We start from the raw sequence: 24746 nt of genomic DNA, 5'->3' as shown, positions 1-24746 counted from the left end.
ATTCCTTTTTATTATTGTTGATAGTTCTATTCTCCATATTTTTTGCTATATTTAACCTTGACTTTTATATCAGGATATTTTTTACAAAATTGACTAATTACAGAATAACAACTTGGACAAGGTTCCCATTTACTATACAAAATAAGATTTCCTTCATTCTTTAAAGCTTTTACTTCTATTTGTTTATGAATTTCTTCAAATATCTTTTTTTCACTATCGTTAACTCTGTTATATCCTACTCCTAATTTACCTAACTTATTGACTTTACTACTTTTAAAAACTGCCTTTTCTAGTGGTGGTGCCATGCAATAATTACTTATATTATTACTACCACTTATTGCTTTAAACTCTTTATTATCAAATATTGCTACTGCTATATTTATAGAGTCTTGTAAGGCTTTACTTTGATTTATTTTAAATGTTGTTTTTTCTTTTCCACAAGATTTCATATATTTATTCATATTTTTTATTAAACGTTGCATTCTTGGTATATTATTGCTAATATGTTGATGATACTCTACACTCCCCCTTTTAGCTGGAATATATTGATAATCTATTTGTTTTGGTACTTCTATAGATATTGTTTTTATTTTAGTTTTATCATTATATTTTTCTTTTAAGGTCTCTTTTCTACTAAGAATCATTTTTTTCAATAACTCAATATCCTTAGCATAGAGATAATCCTCATCTATTTCTTTTTCTAAAGCTTCCAATCTAGCTTTTTCTTCTTCAGTTATTGTACTAGATACGTGACTTTTTATTTCCTCTACAGCTTTTATGATATCCTCAACATTATCTTGAGAGCTTACCTCTCGCTGATACTCTATCCTATCTATATATAATTTATTTATTTCACTTATTTTTTCACATAATTTATTATGCTCTTTCTCAAATAAAATAATTTTTTCTATATAATCTATAAACCCTCTAATATCATTTGCTCTATACGTAATCTCAGAATTATTAATACATCTATGTAACCTTTCAGTTACATTACTATCTATATAAAAGGTCTTTGTAACTTTTTTTTTAAATTTTTCTTCATCAATTTCATTTATGTTATAACCCTCTCTTTTTAATGCATCCTTAAATTCATCTATACTATTAATTTTCAATCGTTCTTTTTTTCTATTTAAAGGCATGTTTCCTTGTGTCATATTTACCTCTTGTCTTTTTATTTTATATTGACAAAACTTATTAATATCATTATTTTCTTTAAGTTCTATTTATATGCCTATTATATATAATAACTAAAATAAATCAAAGGTTTTATAATTTCTCTATTGTATAAAAATCAAAGAATTGTAATCTATCATTCCTTAAATTTAGGTAAAATAAAGAGAGCTCATATTCGAACCCCCTTTTTAGATTATTTATTCAAGTATTTTATCCATTATAATTTGAATATCAGCATCATTTACTATTCCGTCTTTATTTATATCACATTTTTCACTTATTGCGTTTCCTGCTATTACTTCACCAAAATGTTTAGATGCTATAGATAAATCTTTTATAGTTACAGTTCCATCACCATTAATATCTGCTGAATCTCCTGTATCTTGTAAAACATAGTTTATAGTATATTTATTTCTCTCACCAGATTCTGAACGAACTATTATTGTTGATTTATTGTTGTTAACAGGTAATATAGTTATAGCTGCATTATCTTCTGCACTTGCCTCTACTGTTTTAGGTGCTGCTTCTACATTAACTGTGTACTCGTTAGTATTTGGATCAAAACCTTCTAGTAATTTTCCATCTAGTTTAATTTCAGATAAAGTTTTTGTTTCCTTTGCAGTTTCTTGTCTTACATATTCATAAACTGCAACTTCTGTTAAACCAATACATTTACCAACTTCAGGTTGTTGCATGTAAATACGTACGCTATCAGTATTTATTACATTATCTAAGAAGTAAGTTGTTTCACCTGCAGTATATGAAACTTCTGTTGTATTTGTATGAGGAACAACAACATATTCCCCAATTTCATTTTTATAGCTAATTTCTACTTTCTTTGGAATTCTACCAGCCCCATTATCAGTAAATAGCCATAAATCAATTCTATCAATATTATATTTATTTGCCCAATCTAATTGAACATATGCTCCCTTAGGTTCTCCATTAACTACTTCTGAACGTTCATTCCAGTTTGTCCAACGTTCATTAGTTGCACTACTATTATTTGTAACTCCATTATTAATAGCTGCTAAATTATCGGATGTATTAGTACAACTTTGAGATAAGCTTGGAATATCTTCATTACTTGAATTATTAATTGCAAGATTAGAAGCAGCTTTTAAAGCATCAACAATACGTACACTAGCAGTAACAGGATAATCATTTCCTAATAATTCAACATTACCATTAACAACAACTGTTTTATTAGGTGTTGAAAAATCTACATTATCTATATTCCAAGTAACTAAAAATTCTTCACTTTCACTACCATCAGCTAAATAACCTTTTACTGTTTTAGGAAGTGTAGGAGCTGTTCCTGCATAAGTAAATGTTGAATAGTTTTCCATTGAAACTACATTGCCAATTACATGTATATTAACAACTACTGCAACCTCTGTTCCTTCTAACTTTCCAGTTACCTTGAAAATTTGAGGAGTATTTAATTGATTTTCATCATAATCATTCCATTGTATTCTAAAAGTATCAGTTGTTCCATCACTATATCTTCCTGTTACAGTAGATGGTAATTCTGGTTTTTCACCTAAACCTACATAATACTCTTTAATTATTTCATAAGATTCTAAATACTTATCATCCCCTGATTTATTTTCAGTATTAATTTCTATAGATTTAGAAGCTAGACCTTCTCCTGAAACATTTAATGTCATAGGACCTGCATCCTTAGTTGATTGAACTATTACTAAAGCTTTACCACTAAATGCTTTTCTAGTAGCAGTTGTATCATCTATAGGCTTATAAGAAGCTGTATCAACAGCATTACCATTATCTACACCTACAATTTTACCATTACCTTCAAGATTGAAATTCAATTGATTTTCTGCATTAGGAACTATATTCCCATTTCTATCTACTACATCAACAGTAATATAAGATAAATCATATCCATTTGAAGCAATAGTACTACGATCAGCACTTAAATTTACAGTAGTAGCTGCTCCTGAAGTTGTAACTGAGTTTCTACCTTTTGTATTAGTAATTTCATTTCCTTCTTTATCAAAAGCTTTAGCAGTTAATGTTCCTTGTTCATAAGTTACATTAAATGATGGATATAATGCATCATTTCCAAATGTATAATATTTATATCCAGCAGATGTTGTATGCTCAGTTGCAGTTTCTTCTCCAACCTTTGTATCATTTAAGTATAATTCAACTTTATAAGCATCAGTAAACACATTAACATTTACTCTTCCATTATCAATAACAATGCCATCTTCATTCCATGTAGGTAAAACATGTAATGTATTAACATCTTCATTCCATTGGCTTTGATATAAATAATAAATATCTTTTTCAAAACCTGCTGTATCTACTATACCAAAGTAACTTGATTTTGGTGCCGGACCTCTTCCTCCACCAACACTACCTGTTCCTGTTCCATTCCATGGAGTTGGTTCCCCTATATAGTCAAAACCTGTCCATATAAATTCTCCTGCATTATAATCATTTTTAATAACATACTTCCATGCATTACTAGCTGAATGTCCCCAACCTACTTTTGTAGAATCATTATCATATTCTGATATTTGAAGATTTGGACGATCTATTCCTGTAGATTTATAATATCCTCTACTATGAACAGCACTACTAGTTTCTGAACCATAAAGAATCCAATCTGGATGGTTATTTCTTTGTTGATTATATTGAGCTTCTGTTGCATAGTTAAATCCAACTATACCTTCATTATCATCAACTACTTCTGAAATAGCAGTAGCTCTTCCATCACCATTTTTAGTACGATTATCACCTATAGTTACAGGTCTTGTTGGATCTTCTTCTTTAATCCAATTAATTATATCTTGAGCAATTTCAGTATATTTAGATGAATCTCCTCCAATTCCTTCTAATACTTCATTACCAATTGACCACATAATTATTGATGGGTTATTCTTTGAATTTTTAACCATTGCTCTAGCTTCAAATTCACCCCAACTCATATCTTTATTTCCGTTAATTATTTCATTCTCTTCTCCTATTTTCACATTAAAGAACTTAGAAAAATCATTACCATTTCCATTCTTAGGGTTTGTCCAAGTATCAAAAGCTTCATTAATAACTAATAACCCTAATCTATCACAAATTTCTAATAACATTTCACTTGCTGGATTATGAGAAACACGAATTGCATTTGCACCCATTTCCTTCATTATTTCCATTTGTCGTTCTACAGCTCTATAATAAGAAGCACTACCTAAAGATCCTTGGTCATGATGCATACAAACGCCTTTTAATTTCATTTGTTCACCATTTAATGTGAAACCTGTATCCCTATCAAAATTATAATATCTAAATCCAAAATCTGTATTATAAGTATCAACTACATTTCCATCTACTATAACTTCACTCTTTACTTTATACATATTAGGTGAAGCTACTGACCATAAATTTGGTTGATTAACTATAGCAGTTTGCGTAAAAGTTCTGTTACTATTAGCAGCTATATTTTCATTAGATGTTACTTCTGAACTTACTTCATTTCCATCTCTATCTAATACCGTACTTTTAACAGTAACATTTTTTTCTTCTGAAGATTCATTTTCTACCTTTGTTTCTATATTTACATCTACATCTCCTGATTTTTGTGATTCCACATTAGGTGTTGTAACAGTAGTTCCTAAATGAGCAACATGGATTTTATCTGTAACACTTAATGTAACATCACGATAAATTCCACTACCTGAATACCATCTACTAGTTGGTATAGGATTAGATACTTTAACTGCAATTATGTTTTCAGTTTGTCCATCACAAACTAGTGAATCAGTTATATCAAAAGCAAAAGCAGTATAACCATAATTATGTTCTCCTAATTTTTTACCATTTACATATACTTCGGCATTCATATAAACACCATCAAAATTTAAAGTAAAATCTTTACCATGGTATTTTTCTGGAACAACAAAATGTTTACGATACCATCCTGTACCACCTAATAAAAATCCACTTTCTGCTTCACCTTCAACCGTAAATTCTCCTTCAATACTCCAATCATGTGGTAAGTTTAAATTTCTCCAAGAAGAATCATTAAAGTCTTTTCCTTCAGCCCCTTCTTGATCTCCTTTAAAGAAACGCCAATTATTATTAAATATAGTTGAACGTTCTCCATCCTTAATAAACCCAACATATACCGTCTCTGGATCAGATGTCTGTTTTGCTTCGGCATTTACCATAGTAGGCATTAAAGTAAATGCAAATGCTATGGCTGCCAAACATGCATAACCCTTCTTTCTCAACAAATTCATTTCAATATCCCCCTTTTTTTAAATTATTATAAATTTGTTAATAAAAATATAGATATGAAAATTATAATCCTTTACATTTTTCATTTGTACCTTTACATGTATAATAATATCATTGTTTACAAAAACAGTAAACATATTATTTGGTATATTTTGAATATTTCTTCTTTAGTTTTTAAATAAAAAAGATATCATCATATACTTATGACAATATCTTTTCTTATATATATTATTTGTTATAAAATAGCCCTGCACCCTTTATTATTTCTTGCTCCTCAAACAAACTTGAAACTACTTCATTATAGGCACTTAACTTTTGTGCTTTCTTTATTTTTTTAGCATACTTTTTATTATCTGAAAATATGTAAATCATATATCCCCAAAGTTCTTTCATTCTAAACATTGCATTTTTATCATCATTAAATACTTCTCTATAAGCACTAAGAATTTCATCATGAAAATCCATTAACACCTTTTTATCCATATAAACATTATTTTTTATCTCATTTACTAATGCTGGATTTGCTAATATTCCTCTACCAAGCATTATTGTTTTTACTTCTGGAAAAGCTTCTATTAGTTTATTATTATCATCAACTGTAAAAATATCTCCATTATAACATACTGGACTTTTGCTTAGAGATAATGCATCTTTAAATACTTCTAAATTAGGTTTATTTCCATAAAAATCCTCTCTTGTTCTAGGATGAATAATTAACTCTTCTATAGGGTATTTGTTATAAATTTTTATTAGCTCATAAAACTCTTCTGGACTATCTTTTCCTATTCTAGTTTTTATAGAAATTTTCATATTCTCTATTTTAAATATTTCATCTAGAAATATATCAAGTTCTTCTCTTTTAGCTAAAAATCCTGATCCCCTATTTTTTGAAACAACTGTTCCAGAAGGGCATCCTAAGTTTAAATTCACCTCATTATAACCCAGTTGCTGTAACTTTTTTGAAGTAATAATAAACCCTTCAGAATCATTAGTAAGTATTTGAGGAACTATATTCATATCTTTATTATTTTCAGGCAAGATATCTCTAAGCTCCTTTGTTTTAAGACTTCTGCTAGTATTTGGAACAATAAAAGGCGTAAAGTATTTATCAATATTTCCAAAAAACTTCTCATAAGAATTTCTATATATATATCCCGTAATTCCTTCCATTGGTGCTAAATAATATTTCATTTAATAACTCCTTTGTAAAATAAAACTTAATTAGAAAAGGTATTCCTTAACTAATTTAAAATTAACTTATTAATTGTAATAATAAATATTATCTCCCTACTTATAAACTAGGATTGTATATTACATATACTTTCAATAAATATTCTAAAAATATTATATCAACCTTCCTTTTGCTTATCTACTTAATTTAACTCTATTTTAATTCTACTTACAAGTTAATAAAGAACATCCTTATGATAAATACTTTTAATATAAAAAAACTGATTCCTGCATAATACAGAAATCAGTTTTCTACTAGATAGATTTTTTAATGTCCTTCACACCTTAAATTAAGGTATTACTCACATCTTAACTTTTAAACTCTAATTAAAATATTATTTTACAGCTTCCTTAGTTGTTGGAAGTATAACTTCAACTTCTGAGTGTGGACGTGGTATTACGTGAACTGATGTTAATTCTCCAACACGTTGTGCAGCAGCAGCTCCAGCATCTGTAGCAGCCTTAACAGCTCCAACATCTCCTCTAACCATAACAGTTACAAAACCGCCTCCGATATATTCTTTTCCTATTAAGTATACATTTGCAGCTTTAACCATAGCATCTGCTGCTTCTATAGCTCCTACTAATCCTTTTGTTTCAATCATTCCTAATGCATCGTATTTCATTTAAAAAAACCTCCTAAAATATCCTTTTTATATTTTTATTTTTTAATTATAAACTTTTATTTTAATTTTATTATTTTACTATTGTTATTTTTGATTTTGAGTTAATGCCAACAGCATTAGCTTCTTCAATATCAAGATGGCACTCAAGCTTTGAAGTATCATTAGCTCTAATAGCTACATTACTATATGTTCCACCTCTTAAATTATCAAATTTTATAGATACTATCTCACCATCACATACTCCTAATTTTTTTGCATCTTCAGGTGTCATATGAATATGTCTTTGTGCAACTATCAAACCTTCTTCAAGTTGAACAGAACCATTTGGACCAATTACTGTAATTCCAGATGTTTTATTTAATTCTCCAGACAACCTTACATGAGGTGCTGCTCCAAGTTTAATGCAATCTCCCATTAATACCTCAATTTGAGATTTGCTTCTTACTGGGCCAAGTATTCTAACTTTTTCAATTGCTCCTTTTGGACCGCAAATTGTTACTGTTTCCTTACAAGCATATTGTCCTGGTTGAGATAATTCTTTGATTTTTGTTAATTTATATCCTTCTCCAAATAGCTTATCAAGATCTCTTTGTGAAAGATGTACATGTCTATTTGAAATTCCCACTGGTATTTCATTTGAGTTTTCAATTACCTCAGTGTTTATTCCTTTATCTTTAACAGCTTCTAATAAAAGCTTTAGTAGTGCTTCACAATTATCCATTAGTTATTCCTCTTCATAGTAGCAATTATTTGATTTACTAAATCTAAAATTTCTTCATTTGTTTCACTTCCACCATTACATTCAGTACAAGTGTTAGTATTTTGAACTGTATCATTAACTTTACTTAAAGCTGCTGCCACTATTTGATCTGGGCTCATATTCATATATGAATTTTGAACTGCATGACAATTTTCTGCTGTTTTTATACAATTGAAAGTTGGATCATTTATTGCTAATGTTGCACAGTCTTTTAAACCATATGCAACTCTCTTTACATTTATTAAATGCTCTGGAGTAACATTTTCTGATACTGAGCTTCCTCCCCATGTACCGCATCCTAAAGTAAATGATGGGTTAAGTCCTGTACTTGCACCAGTTCCTCCTTGTGCTCCACCAGTATTAACAAGGATACGAGAAGCTGGTTTAGCTGAGAACTTCATAACCATATCTCTATCAGAAGTATGTATGCTCATTGTATGACCAATTCCATTTTGAAGTAATTCAATACTTAAATCACATGCTTCTTTCCAATCCTTTACTGTGTAGAAACCAAGAACTGTTGTAAGTTTTTCATATGATAATGGGTTACCATCGCCTACTCCGTTTTGTCTTCCTATAAGTACTTTTGTTTCTTGAGGAACTGTAAATCCTGCTGCTGTTGCAATAACTTGTGGGCTTCTTCCAACAAATTTAGCATTCATAGCGTGTCCATTTTTAAATAACAGTTTACAAACTTTATCAGTTTCTTCATCTGTCATAAAATATCCACCTTGTTTTTTAAACTCTGCAACAACTGCATCATGGTTACATTCTTCACAGATAATTGATTGTTCTGATGCACAGATTGTACCATTATCAAAAGTCTTACTTGCTATAATATTTCTAACAGCCTGTTCTATATTAGCAGTTCTTTCAATATATGCTGGAGAGTTTCCTGCACCAACACCAAGAGCTGGTTTTCCTGAGCTATAAGCTGCTTTAACCATTCCTGGTCCACCTGTAGCTATTATTATAGAAACTTCATTACATTTCATTAATTCATTTGTAGCTACAATTGTTGGTTTCTTTATACAAGTTATAATATTTTCTGGTGCTCCAGCTTCTACTGCTGCCTTATACATTAATTCTGCTGCTTTATTTGTACATTTTGCTGCAGATGGGTGTGGTGAAAATACTATAGCATTACGTGATTTAATAGCAATCATCGCTTTAAATATTGCAGTAGAAGTTGGATTTGTTGATGGTACTATACCCATAACTAAACCAACTGGTTCAGCGATTTCTATAGTCTTATTTACCTCATCTTCTCTAATTATTCCTATAGTTTTCATATCTTTAATTGATTCATATAATGTAGTAGATGCTAAATGGTTTTTATAAGTCTTATCTTCAACTTTACCAAATCCTGTTTCTTCAACTGCCATTTGAGCTAAGCAAACAGAATTTTCTTTTGCCACTTTAACCATATTACATAATATTCTATCTATTTGTTCTTCAGTATATGTAGCAATTTTATTTGCAGCTACTTTTCCAAGTCTAGCAATATTTCTTGCTTCTTGTATTGAATGTAAGTCTTGGTCAAAAATTTCCATGTTGTTCTTCCTTCCTTTCATAAAATAGCTATCTAAACTCTTTAGTTTCTTTTGTTAATTTAACTATTTATTATAGTAATATAATCTAAACTTTGTAAGTAATAAATTCTTATCAGCTTTTGAAATACTTCTACCCTTAATTACAAAATCATTATATTCACGAGCTAAGTTTCTAAGCTTAACAACCTTTAGTTTAGATAACGTTAAAATTGTTTTTTCTATTCCATCATTATTTACTAAATTATCTACATCTTCTTTATGTAAATCTTCTAGATTAACACCTTTTTGTTTATCTAAATCAACATCTAAAACTTCTTGATGCTCCTCTAGAATTTCTTTAGCTTCTTCAATATTTTCTATATGATCTTTTGTTTCTTTTGAAACTTCTTCAAAACTTTCTAATTCCTCTTCACTTTCTTCTAAGTTATCTTCTTTTTCAGATTGTGAATTATCAGGTGTATTAGGTCCTATTATTCCATCTAACTCCTCATGTGGTCTTGGAATAACATGTTCTGAAATTAAATATCTTTCATCAATTTTCTTAACTGCTGCTGCTCCTGCTTCTATAGCTGCCTTTACTGCTGCTACATCACCCTTAATTAAAATTGTAACAAGTGCTCCTCCAACATAAGATTTTTCAACAATACTTACGTCAGCTGATTTAACCATTACATCAGCAGCCTCAATAGCTGGAAGTAATCCTTTTGTTTCTATTAAACCAAGTGCGTACATAGGCTTATCCTCCTATTTTTTCTATAAAAGATCTGCCCAGTTTGCTGGATAAGTTGAATAAAATACCCTAGCCTTATCTGGTGATCCCCACACTACTTTAGAGCCTGATGGTACAAATAACACATCTCCAGCATGTGCTGTATATGTCTTTCCGTTAATTTCTACTGTTAAAGTACCTTCAATAACATAATCAATTTCTTCATAAGTTAGTTCCCATTCAAACTTTGAATTTTCAATAACTAAAAATCCAGCGCTCATTTTTGATTCTTCTTTACTTACTAACTCTTGGAAATATGCTCTTACATTTGGATCTCCAGTATCAAACACATCCATTTTTACAGTATTTCCTCTAACTACCTTAAGTCCACTAGGATCACATTCAGCATCAAATAAAGTATTTTTTGGTTTTAAGCATTCAAGTAAGTCTTGTAATAATCCTTTTTCCATTAAAACTTTAAAGAATTTAACTAATGTGTCACTATCTAATCCTTCTATATTTGGACATTTTATAGGATCTAACTTTTGTGTTGTTGATGCTTCTACTTTAGGAGATTCATTAGTAAATTTTATTTGATTATTTATTGCAAGATCTTGAGCTGCTGGTGTGATTATTTCACTACCATCAATATAAAAAGTCTTCTTGCCATTTACTATTAACTCCTCAATATCTTTTGCACAAATTAATTTCTTCACTTTATCACATCCTTTCAAATAATTTTTAGTATATATTCTAATCCTAAAACCCTATATTATTAAAAAGATTGTGTTTTACTCAAAAGTACAATCATTGTCAATTATTCCAACAACAACTGCATCTACTGGGATATTATCATCCCCTAGCATTTTGCGAGCTGATGATCCAGTACTGATAATAACTCTATCACCAACACCTGCTCCGATAATGTCAACAACAACAAATCTGTTGCCTTCTCCTTTATCGCTAATCTCTTCAGCTAACATAAATTTAAGTCCTGTAAGTGAATCTGCTTTTCTAGTTGCCCATACATTATGAACCAGTCTTGCTACTAACATACTTTTTTACCTTCCTTCATTTTCAGCTGTATCTCCTTTATTGCAGATTCAACTGATGCTGTATCGCCAAAAATACCAAGTAAAACCATGTGTTGTGGACATGTCCCTCTAATATCTGAAACAGTAACTCCAACAGCTTTCTCTGCAATATCGGCAACATAAATCATATCAATAAGCTTGCCTTGAACAAGACCTATTGCATCAGCACTATCTAGTTCTTTTATACCCTCTCCTCCCATTCTTCTTCTTAGAATATCTTTAGTGTTTTTGGAGGGAGATTTTATAATTCGAAAATCCACTTTTAAACACTCTCCTTATTCTTCAATAATGTCTTGTGTACAATTTAATGCTATTCCTAGCGGTGTAACAAACATAGGGTTTTTAGGTTTATGAGTATATATTCCTGTTTTCTTATTAATAATTTCTTCAATTCCTGTTAAGCAACAAGTACCACCTACTAAAGATATCTCTTTAACATCATAATTATTAACATTTGTAGTGATAATAGATGCTACCTTTTCAACTACTGGTTTTAATAATGGTAGAATCTCCTTATGATTTTTATTATCTCTTTTAAATTTATCTGCTTCTTTAAATGGCATCTTATATGCTCCTGAAATAACTAGTGAAAAATGAGTGCCCCCTGTCGGTTCATCTACTACATAAACAACTTTTCCATCTTTTAAAACTGATATTCCGGTTGTTCCTCCACCAATATCAACAACTGCACCATTTTCAATTTTAAGTACAGCATTTGCAGCAGTAGGTTCATCTAAAAGACATGTAAGTTCAAATCCTGCAGCTTGAACTACATTTTTAATTGCTCCAGAATCTAAAGCATCAGTTCCAGGTGGAATTGCAGCTGCTGCATAAATCAGCTCAGTATTAAGTTTTTCTTCGATTTCTTCCTTAAGCTCTCTAACAATTTTTACAGCTCCTAGATAATCAACAACCATTCCATCACGAACTACATCTGCATATCTATATGCTCCTGCAACTGGCTGATAGTTTTCATCTAAAACAGCAAGTACAATGCAAGCAGTTCCTAAATCTACACCTGTATAATAAACAGAAGATTCTTTAAGAATTGGATTTTCTATAACTTCTTCAAACTTTCTAACTAGATTATCACAATCTTCGAAGTTTACTCTTTTCTCTGACATTCTTTCCCTCCTACTGCTGAACAAATTAATTGAGATAGTGAATTAATTATTGAATTAAGATTTCTCATAATTTCATTTCTCGTATCATCATTTTCATAAATTTCAGCTAGTTCAAATTTTAATTCTTGTAATTTACAGCGGAGTGTATGCATCTTTAAAATTGAATTACTATTTTTTAGCTGAATATGAAACTCTGTTATTTCAAAACAATCTTCAAGTTCACTTGCAAAATCTGATAACTTAATTCCAGTACATTCTTTACAAATAATAACTTCAAGAGGACCTTTTCCACTTATAAAATTTCTTATGTTTGATATCTTTTTGCCTAAATTTATAATATTTTGTGCTAAAAATATATCTTCTTTTAATATTTCACTACTAATAATAAGAATTTCTGATTCTATAGCTTTTAATTTATAGCAAAATCTCTTTTGCAAATCTAAACTACTCTTTTCAGATTTTTTAACTATTTCAGTTTCGTTGTTTTCTATTTGTTTATCTTCAATTTCATTAAATTTCATATTATTTTTAGAAGCGTTATTTTTATTTTTTGGTTTATTATCACTTATTTTTATTCTCTTATCAGATAAATATTGAGCTGCTCCAGGTGTAAGGCGTTGTCCTTGTTGTAACTTGTAGGTATTAAAAGGTTCTTTTCTATATAGATCTCTTAAATACTCTTCCGTAATAAATTTCATCATTGACCTTTACTCCTCACCTTTTCCGAATAAATACTGCTTTAAATCATTAATTCCTATTTCCATTGGAAAACTAACATGAAAATATGGTTCTAATACACCTATATCCTTTAGCTGTTTCAAGCATTTCTTTTCATTTTCTGGTGATAAATCACACTTAGTTATAACTCCAATTACTGGACATCTAAAACACTTTGCAAATCCATAAGAATATATTTCAGTGCAGTTAGATTGATCTACTAATATAAGCACATGAGATGCATCTTGAGCTGTGGCAATTATATTCTTATACATCCATGCATTCTCTACATAGGCAGCTGGAACATCGATTGTATTTTTACCATAAATTAAATCTGGTGTTCTTCTTAATGGACCTTTATAATCATTTAATGCATTAACTAATGTGGTTTTTCCACACCTTGAAGGACCAATTACCATTATGCGTTTTCTTTTCATGTTCTTGTAATAGCAGCCGGAGTAAATCCAAGCATATCCCTTAAAGTATTATTTACTGCATCAAGTGCTGTTTCAACACTTTGAACATCACCACTTATTACAACAGAACCTGTAAAACGATCTAGAAATCCAATATTAACATCTGCAACCTTTGTAGCAATATCTGCTGCAATAATAGCAGTTTCATATGGAGAAAGAGTTAAAATACCTATTGCTCCTTTTTCATCTATTCCTAAACGTTCATATATATCAGGCATAGGTGAAGCAATAACATGAGCTATAGTAATTTGTTTTCCTGGAACTGACTCCTGTACAATACGCTGAATTTTTCCATCAAGAAAATCTTCCATAAATCTTCCCCTCCATACTTTATATATTTGAAATTTATTTAATGGCGAATTACTTTTACAGGTAAATCATATTTTTTTACCCATCCTTCAATTCTATCTAAATCTTCACTATTTAAACTTGGGTCTCCCTTTATAGGGTATTCAATTCCTAATTGGTTGTATTTATTTACTCCCATTTTATGATATGGAAGTAAATCAACTCCTCTAAAATTCTTATAATCTTTATATGGTTTTAAAAATTCCATAGCTCCTTCAATAGCTTCTTGTGAATCATTTATACCCTTTAATAAAGGCATACGAATTTGTACATTGTATTTACCATTAAGAAGTGCTTTAAGATTTTCTAAAATTTGTTCATTCCTTACTCCTGTTAACTCAAAATGTTTGTCAGAATCAATATGCTTAATATCAAATAGGAATAAATCTGTAAACTCCGCAACCTTAAGTACTGATTCTAACTTTGCATATCCACAGGTTTCAATTGCAGTATTTATGCCTTCTTGCTTACATGCCATTAATAAACTACTTGCAGCTTCTGGTTGCATCAACACTTCTCCGCCACCTAATGTAACTCCACCACCTGACATTTCATAGAAAGTTCTATCTTCTTCTATGATTTCTAGAAGTTCAGAAATAGTTTTTTCTTCTCCAACTATTGATAGTGCTGATTTAAGGCAAGCATCTTTACATTTGCCACATCCTATACAATCAATATTGTGATTAACTTCATGCTTTAAAGTCTCATTAGATATAGTATGTATTCCCACTGGACAAACTGAAACACATTCTCCACAGTTAATACATAAATTGCTTTTTAGCATAACTCTATACTTTCTAATCATTCCTTCAGGATTTGCACACCATTTACAACGAAGAGGACATCCTTGGAAAAATATTAAAGTTCTTATTCCATCTCCGTCGTACATATTATATTTTTGTATATTAAAAATCGTTGCTTTTCGTTGGATTATACCTAAATTTCCATTACTCATATCTTCATTCTCCAGTTTGACCTACTTGGATTTTTAATATATCTTAATTGAAATCTATAATCTACAGAAACTCTCTAGATTATAGACTTCATAAGTTTTAATCTAAGTAGTTTAATTTTATATTTTTATTTATTAGAAATGTGTTAACATAGTTCTACTTATAATTTCATCTTGAACATCTTTACATAACTCAACGAAGAATGCACTATATCCAGCAACACGAACAATTAAATCACGATATTGATCTGGATGTTTTTGTGCTTCTATTAATGTATTGTTATCTAAGTAGTTAAATTGAACTTCTCCAAGTTGAAGAGCACATGCACTACGTAACAATGTAATTATTCCTTGTTCACCTTCTTTTGTATCAAGAAGACCAGATATTAGCTTAAAGTTATGAACCATACCTATATTCATGTCTTCACAAGACATTTTAGAAACAGATTTTATTATAGAAGTAGGTCCCTTAAAGTCAGATCCTTGAGATGGACTTATACCATCTGATAAAGGCATCCATGCTCTACGTCCATTTGCTGTAGCTCCAGTCATTTGTCCAAATGGAGTATTATTTGAAATTGATAAAGTACCATGACTAAGAACTGAATATAATGTCTTATACTTACGATGTTCTCTTTCAGTAAAGTTAATTAAATCAGCAGCAATGTAATCTGCATAGTCATCGTCATTACCATACTTAGGTGCTTCTAAACAATCTTTTCTTAATTTTTCGTATCCAACAAAGTCAGCTTTTAATGCTTCATTTAATTCTTGTAAAGTATATTTCTTTTCTTCAAATACTAATTTCTTTATAGCTGCCATAGAATCTGTGTAAGTAGCTAAACCACTCCATACTACTCCAGGTCCGAAGTTGTACATAGCTCCACCAGCTTCTACACCTCTACCATTTTCCATACATCCTTCATACATAATTGACATAAGTGGCTTTGGAGCAAGTTCTCTATGAACACGTTGAGAAATTACTGTAGCAACACTTGTCCATTTAGTAATGTACTTAATTTGCTCCTTAACAGCAGCTTCAAATTGTTCATAAGTTTTAAATTGGCTTAAGTCTCCCATATTAGGACATACTTGTTTTCCATACCATAAAGGCACACCTTGATTTAAAACTAATTCTATACATATTGGCCATTGAGTATATCCTGTAGAAGTCCATTGATATAATCTTCCTGATTTTTGAGGCTCAACGCATCCCATTAAACAGTAATCTCTTGCATCTTCTATAGAAACACCCTTTGCTAACATCATCTTTATATGAACATCATCAAAGTGACATGCTGGGAATCCCATACCTGCACGAATAACTTCAACTATCTTCTTAAGGTACTTGTTTGGTGATCCTTTATGGATACGACAAGCTAAAGATGGTTGATATATTTTAACGTGACGAACAGCATCCATTAATAAATAAGTTAATTCATTTGTAGCATCACGGCCTTCTCTAGTAACACCACCTAAGCACATATTAACAAATGGTTGGTAACCTGCGAAGAATTTAGAACCACCTTCACTTGTTATCCACATCATTTCAGACATTTTTATAAGCATACATCCTGCTAATTCAAATGCTTCAAAGTCAGTCATACGTCCTGATTCAATATCTGCTTTATAGAATGGATACATATATTGGTCAACACGACCTATTGACATACCTGTTTGGTTTTCTTCAACTACTAATAGTGATTCTATAGTCCAAACAGCTTGAATTGCTTCCCAGAAAGTTGTTGGCTTATGTGCTGGGACTTTAGCATTTACTTCAGAGATTTTTAAAAGCTCTGCTTTACGCTTAGGGTTAGTTTCTTTTGCTGCTAATTCAGCTGCATAATCTGACATACGTTTAGCATATATCATAACTCCTTCTGCAGTATCAATTAATGATTTGTAGAAGTAAATTTTATCTATATCTTCTGGGTTTTCATAATTAAGATTAGCTAATTTTTCTTCTGCTTCTCTCTTTACATCAAGCATACCCTTTTTCATTAATATTACATCGTATCCTGGGTTAGAGTCTCCTCCACCATTTACTGCATGGTATGAGCAATCTGAAACGAAAGACTCTCCTGAAAGTTCCCATACTCCAGCTTCACGATATTGATCTTCACAATATTCATCTACTGATTTTCCTTTCCAGAATGGGAAAAGTTCTTCACGCATAATCTTTTTATCTTCTTCTGATATGTAGAATGGATCTTGTGGACGAGTTCCTATAGTATCTATTTCATCAACCATCCATCTCCAAGCTATATCAGGTGAAAATGCACCTGCACGTGGCTTTCCATTTGGTGCTCCAACAATAAGTTCATTATCTTGAATTACTAATGGTGCTGTTTCACAACAATGCTTGAAACATTTACCACGTAAAACTGATTTAGGTATACCAGGGTTTTCTTTAGCTATTTTAGTAATAGCTCTTGCACGATGAGTTGTTATTGATGGAACTTGTTTTAAGTAATTTTCCTTTAACTTAACTAAACGTTCTGTTATTCCATCTGGAATTTCTCCATTATTATTAGTTGCAACATTTACAGTTGTTTGTTCTTCTTTTGTTATTTCACTAGAAACCTTTTTAAACATTTCCATTAAATTAGCACGTTCTTCATCGGACATGTTTTGAGTAGCTTCCATAAGTTTACTTGAAAATTCACGAATATCCACTTTATTACCTCGCTTCCTATACTTATCTTATAAATATAATTTCTTTACTTTAATTCACTTAATATTTTCTTTAAAATACTTTCTAATAACTTAACATTATCTATTTCATTTTTACTTACACTATTTTCTAAAACTGTGTATGAAGAGTTATCTTTAGGCTCTAATAATTTAAGCATTTCATCTACTTTTCTAACTCCATATCCAATTTTACGTACATATATTAAATTCATAGGTGAAACATTGTCTGAAGTCATTCCTTCACCAGCTGATCCACTACCTAAAGTCATTGATGGAAATAAATTTGTAGTTGCCCCCATACTTCCAAAAGTACCAGATGTATTAACAAGTACTCTTCCAACTGGCTTTTTTAATGCAAATTGCTGAATAACATCTTCATCTCTTGAATGTATAACTAATGTGTGTCCTTGCCTTTCACTTAGTAACAGCTCTATACACTTTTCACAAGCATGCATCCAATCATCTTCTATATAAAATGCTAATACAGGACAAAGTTTTTCTCTTGAATAAGGATTACTGTTAGAAACAAATTTTTGTTCTGAAATAAGAACCTTTACATCATCTGAAACAGTAAATCCAGCTTTTTTAGCTAAAAATTGTGGACACTTACCAATTACCTCTAAATTAGGGCTTCCATCTTTATAAAAGAATATATCTCCTAACTTTTCTGATTCCTCTTGTGTCATAAAATATCCACCATTTTTTTGAAGTGCTTTTTTTACTTCAGCTACAATGCAACTATCAACAACTATTGATTGTTCAGCTGCAGAAACTACTCCGTAATCAAAGTTCTTACTACTAATAATGTCTTTAACAGCTTGTTCTATATCAGCTGTACGCTCTATAAATGCTGGTCCATTTCCATTGCCCCCATAAATTACTGGTTTACCAGATTTATAAGCAGCATCAAGCATTTCAGGAACGCCAGTGTTCATTATTAATGAAGTATCTTTATGATTCATAAGTTCTAATGAACCACTTGCCATTACTGTATGCAAGTATGCAAGAGCTCCTTCTGGAAGTCCTACTCCCTGTGCTGCTCTAATTAAAATATCAACAGTTTTAGAAATTGTATTCTTAGCCCTTGGATGTGGTGAAAATATAATTGCATTTCCTGACTTAATTGCAATTAATGCCTTATATATTGTTGTAGAAATTGGACTAGTTGCTGGGCAAAATGCTATGATAACACCCATAGGAACTCCAACATCCATTGTATTGTTTTCCTTGTCCTTATTTATTATTCCTACACATTTCATACCTTGTAGTCTATCTCTAAGATACTTACATACGAAACTATTCTTTATATATTTGTCTTCCCATCTTCCATATTCAGTTTCTTCATTAGACATTTGGGCAAATTCTTTTAAATGCTTTTCAACTTCTTCAACCATTCTTTCAACTATTTCATCAAGTTTCTCTTGAGGAAAAGTTGCTAATTTCTTTTGTGCCTCACGAGCATTTTCAACAAGAATTCTCGCTTCCTGCATGGAGAGTAAATCATTATCTATAATATTCATTTCTCCTCCCCCTTTTAGAAAAAAATTTTATTTTCTATTCTCCTATAAGATTCACAAGCTCATAACGTTTTATTATTTTTTCAATATCTTGATGAGGTCTTGGAATAACCATTGAACTATAAAGATTTGCACCTTCCATTGCTTCAACTGCAGCAACTCCAGCATCTACTGCTGCCTTACAAGCACCAACATCACCACGAACTAATACAGTTATATAACCTGATGCAACATTTGCATATCCTTCAAGTTCAACATTTGATGCTTTACACATTGCATCTGCTGCCTCTAAAGCAAAAACTAAACCAAAAGTCTCAATTAGCCCTAAAGCTTCATATCTTGCCATATGCGTACCATTCCCTTCAAATAATAATCTTATAAATCAACATCATGCACTGAAACAATATCACCAACTGGTTTAATTGGACGTGGCATAACATTGTGTGCTGTTAATTTTCCAACTGATGCTGCAGCTCTAGCTCCTGCTTCTACAGCAGATTTAACTGCTCCAACATCGCCTTTTACCATAACTGTAACAAGTGTTGAACCAACATTTTCATATGAAATTAATTCAACATTGGCAGCTTTTAGCATTTGATCTGCAGCATGGAGTGCAGGAACTAATCCTATTGTTTCCACAAGACCTAAAGCTTCATTTCCATAATATCTCATTGATAAAGCCTCCTTTATGACCTAACTAATTATATTTTTGTTTAGTAAATTATATAAATTTTATAATTTATATTTTGATCATATGTATATTTTATTTATTACATATCTTAATGAGATTCTTTATTACATAAAGAATAATTTTATTCAAAATATTAAAAATCTTCCGATAATTTCGTTCTCTACTATATCGTAAAATAAATTTATTAAATACACTGTTAAGAAAATCACTTTAAATTATTTAAAATTAATCTTTAATATATTTATTAATTGTTGCAACTCCTTCTTCGTGTGCGTGATAATAAACTCTTAACTCCTTATTTTCATCTAAATCAAATCTTGTTTCTTCTATAAGTCCATTAGCTTCTGCTGTCATTAAAGCATTAATTATAGACTGTTTCTTAAATGCCTTAAAGTTTCCATATTCACCTTTTAACGCCTCTATAATATCATCTGCACAAGCTTCTTCAACTTTAGTGAAATGTTTTAAAATTGCATAATTAAGTGGCTTCATCTATTTAAACCTCCTCTTTTTTTCTTCTAAATAAATCAAGTGGATTCATAGATATTGTAAGAATACCAAACATCATTACTATTGCACCTATCCATGCAACTGAAGGTAATGACCATCCGTCCATTCCACCATATACTCCTAATAATAATAAGCAGAATAGTGGACCAAAGAATGAATATGTTCCATTACAAGCAGTTCCAAGACCAGCTCCACACATACTGTTTCCAGCATACCATGTCATAAATGTAATGAATGATAAAAGACCACTTAAAACAAACCAGAACATTGCAGGTGCACTTGTAAATGCTTGTACAGCAAGATCTACTGAAATATTTACTCCACCAGCCATAATGCCAAATATAGGAACTAAAATAAATAAGTTAGCTATACCTGATGTTACTTGACGAATACAAATTCCGATTTCTGGATCTATCATAGCTGTACCATATCCAGCTACGCAACCTTCAAACCCCCATCCTAAAGCTGCGATGCATGCTATTGCAATACCGATAAAAGTACTAGCTGAAGCTCCACCACTGAAACCTGTACTACCTATTAAGAAACTAGCAAATACACAAATTCCTATTCCAAAAGCCATACGCTTATTTAATTCTTGTTTATATAAAACTCTACCTAATATAGCTGCTATAGCAGGACAAAGTGCTGATATAGGAACAACTATTGATCCAGCCATTTGAAGAGCTATAACATAAGCTGTACCAGCTATAGGTCCTCCAATAAGTGCTGCTATTATCATAATACGTCCTGGGCTAGTGTTTATACATCTTAAGAAATCACCAAATTTACCTTTAACTACAGCGTATCCAAGAGCCCATATAGCACTACATGTATCATTAATTGCATTACCAAGTGCTGCAAGCAAATATGCTATAACAAATGCTGATAATCCTGCTGTATTAACGCCGTACCAGTCCCCCCAAACACCTTTTGTCATACCCATGGTTAAAAACGCTGTGTATAATCCATAGGCAAGTCCTGAAAATAAAGCTAGGGATATACCCTTTTTAAAGAAATTACTTGCTAATTTCTTTTTGGCAACTAAAGCTTCGGTGCTTACTCCTTTTGAAACTTCACACATAAAAATTAAATCTCCTTTCAACAAAAAATATATATATTAATTATTAATATAATAAAATATATACTTAACATCCCCCTTTGAATCTTTACCTCCTAAAACCTTCCCCTTATAGTAATGAATATCTTTTTTGTGGTTGTTATAATTGATATTTCATTTCTAAACTATATTGCTAACTTTCCAGTTCATATCTTATTTATATCTTTTCTACAACTAAATTATATTCCTTTCCCTTTAGGGTAAGGTCAATAAGTATTTTAATAAATTTAAATATTTACAAAATAATTGTCGATTTATAAGAAAAGTAAACAATTATAACCCCTTTAAATATAAGGCTTTAAGATAATTTAAAATAATATACTTCTATATTAAGTAAAGCTTACAAAAGAAAAAATCCATAATATTTAAACAAAAAACTTTAATTTTTTTCATTTAAAATATTATGAATTTTTACATATTCACTCTTTATATTCTTGTATACCTTACCCCTGGGGTAACGTTTTCAAATTATGTAAATTATGACTTCTTCTTAATTTTAATTAAAATTTCTGTTACAAATTTATCTGTATTCTTAGTTGTCCAATAATCAGTTACATATCTCTCATAAGATTCATCACAACATATATAACCATGATCTTTAGACCATTTCTCCATCTTTTTATAGGTTTCATTAATGGTTTCATGAGCTCCTATATGGTAACAAGCTACAGCCATCCAACCTCCAAATTCTTCTGTTACTTCCTCTCTACACTTTAGAATTGTTTGTTGCATTATTTTTACCTTATCACACTTTCCTTGAACCTTGTCCCTAAAGGAAGGAAAACATATAATCACAGGACCTGTTACCGCATTATTCATATTATCTATGTAATTACTGAATTCTATATTAATTATAGAATCCATATAATCATATTTAAAGCCTTGATTAAAAAAAGTTACAGTTTTATTATCTATATACTTTACTGATACATCACAAGCATTATTTTCAATTACCATTTGAGCTTCAACTATCAAGTCATGCCAATCTTTAACAGATCTTTTCTTTAAGTTTATTTCTTTTTCTAACTCCCCTAGCTCATCAATTTTACTTCTAAATCTTTTATCAAAAAAATCGTATGTTGTTCCCTCTAAAAACTCTTTCATTTCTTCAAGTTTAAATCCACTTTGCTTATAGTACTTTATAACCGGTACCGCTAACAAATTCTTTTTGCTATAATATCTGTACCCATTATCATTTGATACCTTATTAGGTGATAGCACTCCCATTTTGTCATAATACCTTAACGCTTTAGGTGTTATTTTGCATATCTCTCCAACTTTACCTATTGAATACAACTCTTGTTCCATACTAAGTCCACCTTTCTATAATATTTTAGCCCCTTGTAAAATCTAAACTAGTTAGATTTTATTGCTCTTAAAACTTTATATAAAGGATTCCCCCAACCAAATATAAAACATTAATTGAGAAGTCCTTATAGTCATTATGCTAATTTAAAACCATAGACTACTTTATTTAGAAGCTATAAACCTCTAAACATATAAAACCATAATTTAAAAACTTTAATTTTTTAATAAGTTTTTTACTAACACTAAAATTATAGATTTAACACTTTTCTTTACAAATAATATTGTCCCCTACAAACAAAACTAAAAAAACCTTTTAAATTACTTCATTATAAATATAACCTAATAAATATAACCTAAAAATTCATCTTAATATAAAACATTTACAAGATGTATTAACAGATAAGATTTATTTATTAATAATAAAATTGTTATAAATATTATTATCCGCACCCATTATACGTAAAAAACCACTCTAAATGAGTGGTTTTAAATTTAATGTCTATCCTAAAACTCTATCAAAAAGCTCTAGTAAGTCGTTACGTGTTGCTTCTCTTGGATTTGCCTTTGTACAAATATCATTAAGAGCTGCTTCCACAACTTCTTCTCTTATTGATTTAGCTAGTTCAATATCAGTTCCTTGCTCTTTTAATGTTCTTGGAATCATTAATGTATTTTGAAGTTCTACAATACTTCTGATTAAATTATTTACTCCTATATTTACATTTGTTGCATGTAAATTTAATAATTTTGCAAGTCTTTGATATTTTTTTGCAGCTAAAGTATATTCAACTTTAAAAGAATCTTTATTTAAGTTAGCATTATATTCAATTATATAAGGAAGTATCATTGCGTTACTTCTTCCATGAGGAATATGTAATTTTCCTCCAATTGCATGAGCTAAACTATGAGTAACTCCAAGTCCAGATGCATTAAATGCCATACCAGCAAGGCATGATGCATTATGAAGCTTTTCTCTTGCCATTATATCGTTTCCATCAAAATAAGCTTGTGGTAAAAATCTAAAAGCTAAAGTTAATGCTTTCTCTGCTAAAGCATCTGAAAAATCAGTTGCTGTATTTGAAACATATGCCTCTATAGCATGTGTAATTACATCCATTCCTGTATCAGCAGTTATAGCTTTAGGTACAGTTTTTACTAACTCTGGATCAAGTATAGCATAATCTGCAAGAAGTGATTTATCTGCAAGAGCATACTTTAACCCCTCTTGTTTATTTGTAATTACTGCATACTCAGTTACTTCAGAGCCTGTCCCACTTGTAGTAGGTATAGCATAAAATGCTTCTATAGAAGAAACACCTCCAGCAACTTTTTTAGCATATTCTCTAATTGCTTTAGCTCCATCAATTGATGAACCTCCACCAAGAGCTATAAGAATCTCTGCATTACAACTTTTTAGCTTTTGGATACCTGCTGCAACAATTTCTAGAGATGGATCAGGAACTATATCACTATATATAGCTACTTCGCAATCAACAAGTTTACCTTGTATCTTTGCAGCAACTCCTGATGTTTCCATAAATTTGTCACATACAATTAATACTCTTTTATTTCTAATTTCATTTAGTTTATCTAAAGCACCTTGTCCTAAATAAACACTTGTATTAATACTAAATTCTTTCATATCTACCTTCTCCTAAATTAAAAATATTTAAGATATGAATGAATATAGCTTTATAGTTTAAAATTTAAATCAACCACAATTATAACAATAAACGTCAGTTTATTCAAAAACTTCGCTTAATTTATTATATCAATATTAATTTAATAATACAATATACTCCAATAGTATTATATTACGAAATTTCAAGAAAGTAAACGATATCTTACATAACTATTTTATAGCTATCCTTCTTAAATAATTAC

General features: G+C 30.4%; 23 protein-coding genes. All 23 read right to left on the bottom strand.

Annotated elements, in window-relative coordinates; genetic code table 11:
• Positions 1-26: 26 nt before the first annotated feature.
• On the bottom strand, positions 27-1157 hold the full coding sequence (locus CP523_RS12525) for a deaminase domain-containing protein (protein ID WP_066675307.1): 1131 nt from the start codon (positions 1155-1157) through the stop codon (positions 27-29).
• 216 nt (positions 1158-1373) lie between these two features.
• Positions 1374-5438, bottom strand: a complete 4065-nt coding sequence (locus CP523_RS12520; protein ID WP_120140917.1) for a glycoside hydrolase family 2 TIM barrel-domain containing protein — start codon at positions 5436-5438, stop codon at positions 1374-1376.
• A 226-nt stretch (positions 5439-5664) separates the two neighbouring features.
• Positions 5665-6627: a tRNA dihydrouridine synthase gene (locus tag CP523_RS12515; protein ID WP_066675311.1), complete on the bottom strand. Its 963-nt coding sequence runs from the start codon at positions 6625-6627 to the stop codon at positions 5665-5667.
• A gap of 374 nt (positions 6628-7001) precedes the next feature.
• Complete coding sequence (eutM, locus tag CP523_RS12510; protein ID WP_066675313.1) at positions 7002-7292, bottom strand: ethanolamine utilization microcompartment protein EutM; 291 nt, start codon at positions 7290-7292, stop codon at positions 7002-7004.
• A 70-nt stretch (positions 7293-7362) separates the two neighbouring features.
• Entirely contained in the window at positions 7363-8013 is a 651-nt protein-coding gene (locus CP523_RS12505; RefSeq protein ID WP_066675315.1) for a phosphate propanoyltransferase, read from the bottom strand.
• Entirely contained in the window at positions 8013-9605 is a 1593-nt protein-coding gene (locus CP523_RS12500; protein WP_066675317.1) for an acetaldehyde dehydrogenase (acetylating), read from the bottom strand. The genes CP523_RS12505 and CP523_RS12500 overlap by 1 nt, the downstream gene beginning before the upstream one ends.
• 63 nt (positions 9606-9668) lie before the next feature.
• Positions 9669-10337, bottom strand: coding sequence for a BMC domain-containing protein (locus CP523_RS12495; protein ID WP_066675319.1), 669 nt, complete (start codon positions 10335-10337; stop codon positions 9669-9671).
• Between the two features lie 21 nt (positions 10338-10358).
• Positions 10359-11030 carry a cupin domain-containing protein gene (locus tag CP523_RS12490; protein ID WP_066675321.1) on the bottom strand — a complete coding sequence of 224 codons (672 nt, stop codon included), beginning with the start codon at positions 11028-11030 and terminating at the stop codon, positions 10359-10361.
• A gap of 75 nt (positions 11031-11105) precedes the next feature.
• On the bottom strand, positions 11106-11369 hold the full coding sequence (locus CP523_RS12485) for a EutN/CcmL family microcompartment protein (protein WP_066675322.1): 264 nt from the start codon (positions 11367-11369) through the stop codon (positions 11106-11108).
• A complete protein-coding gene (locus CP523_RS12480) occupies positions 11363-11668 on the bottom strand; it encodes a BMC domain-containing protein (RefSeq protein WP_066675324.1) in 306 nt (101 codons plus the stop codon). The genes CP523_RS12485 and CP523_RS12480 overlap by 7 nt, the downstream gene beginning before the upstream one ends.
• 15 nt (positions 11669-11683) lie before the next feature.
• Positions 11684-12532, bottom strand: coding sequence for an ethanolamine utilization protein EutJ (gene eutJ, locus CP523_RS12475; RefSeq protein ID WP_066675326.1), 849 nt, complete (start codon positions 12530-12532; stop codon positions 11684-11686).
• Positions 12514-13233: a cobalamin adenosyltransferase gene (locus CP523_RS12470; RefSeq protein ID WP_066675328.1), complete on the bottom strand. Its 720-nt coding sequence runs from the start codon at positions 13231-13233 to the stop codon at positions 12514-12516. The genes eutJ and CP523_RS12470 overlap by 19 nt, the downstream gene beginning before the upstream one ends.
• Before the next feature lie 6 nt (positions 13234-13239).
• Complete coding sequence (locus CP523_RS12465; RefSeq protein ID WP_066675330.1) at positions 13240-13686, bottom strand: EutP/PduV family microcompartment system protein; 447 nt, start codon at positions 13684-13686, stop codon at positions 13240-13242.
• Positions 13683-14036, bottom strand: coding sequence for a BMC domain-containing protein (locus CP523_RS12460; RefSeq protein WP_066675331.1), 354 nt, complete (start codon positions 14034-14036; stop codon positions 13683-13685). Before CP523_RS12460 ends, CP523_RS12465 begins: the two co-directional genes overlap by 4 nt.
• Before the next feature lie 38 nt (positions 14037-14074).
• Positions 14075-15028 (bottom strand): choline TMA-lyase-activating enzyme, encoded by a 954-nt coding sequence (gene cutD, locus CP523_RS12455; RefSeq protein WP_066675333.1) that lies wholly within the window; start codon positions 15026-15028, stop codon positions 14075-14077.
• A gap of 132 nt (positions 15029-15160) precedes the next feature.
• A complete protein-coding gene (gene cutC, locus CP523_RS12450) occupies positions 15161-17701 on the bottom strand; it encodes a choline trimethylamine-lyase (RefSeq protein WP_066675336.1) in 2541 nt (846 codons plus the stop codon).
• A gap of 44 nt (positions 17702-17745) precedes the next feature.
• Positions 17746-19239: an aldehyde dehydrogenase family protein gene (locus CP523_RS12445; RefSeq protein ID WP_066675338.1), complete on the bottom strand. Its 1494-nt coding sequence runs from the start codon at positions 19237-19239 to the stop codon at positions 17746-17748.
• 34 nt (positions 19240-19273) lie between these two features.
• Positions 19274-19582: a BMC domain-containing protein gene (locus tag CP523_RS12440; RefSeq protein WP_066675340.1), complete on the bottom strand. Its 309-nt coding sequence runs from the start codon at positions 19580-19582 to the stop codon at positions 19274-19276.
• Between the two features lie 29 nt (positions 19583-19611).
• Positions 19612-19908, bottom strand: a complete 297-nt coding sequence (locus CP523_RS12435; protein WP_066675342.1) for a BMC domain-containing protein — start codon at positions 19906-19908, stop codon at positions 19612-19614.
• A gap of 244 nt (positions 19909-20152) precedes the next feature.
• The gene (locus CP523_RS12430) at positions 20153-20419 is read right to left on the bottom strand and encodes a hypothetical protein (protein WP_066675344.1); all 267 of its coding nucleotides are present in this window, start codon (positions 20417-20419) and stop codon (positions 20153-20155) included.
• 4 nt (positions 20420-20423) lie between these two features.
• Positions 20424-21518 (bottom strand): hypothetical protein, encoded by a 1095-nt coding sequence (locus CP523_RS12425; RefSeq protein WP_066675345.1) that lies wholly within the window; start codon positions 21516-21518, stop codon positions 20424-20426.
• Positions 21519-22031: 513 nt separating this feature from the next.
• Entirely contained in the window at positions 22032-22862 is an 831-nt protein-coding gene (locus tag CP523_RS12420) for a MerR family transcriptional regulator (protein WP_066675346.1), read from the bottom strand.
• A 499-nt stretch (positions 22863-23361) separates the two neighbouring features.
• Positions 23362-24504 (bottom strand): 1-propanol dehydrogenase PduQ, encoded by a 1143-nt coding sequence (locus CP523_RS12415; RefSeq protein WP_066675347.1) that lies wholly within the window; start codon positions 24502-24504, stop codon positions 23362-23364.
• Between the last annotated feature and the right edge of the window lie 242 nt (positions 24505-24746).

It is taken from the genome of Clostridium septicum, assembly GCF_003606265.1.
Classification (GTDB): Bacteria; Bacillota; Clostridia; order Clostridiales; family Clostridiaceae; genus Clostridium; species Clostridium septicum.
The sequence above is the reverse complement of the archived record's forward strand: the minus strand, read 5'-3'. Positions and strand labels throughout refer to the sequence as shown.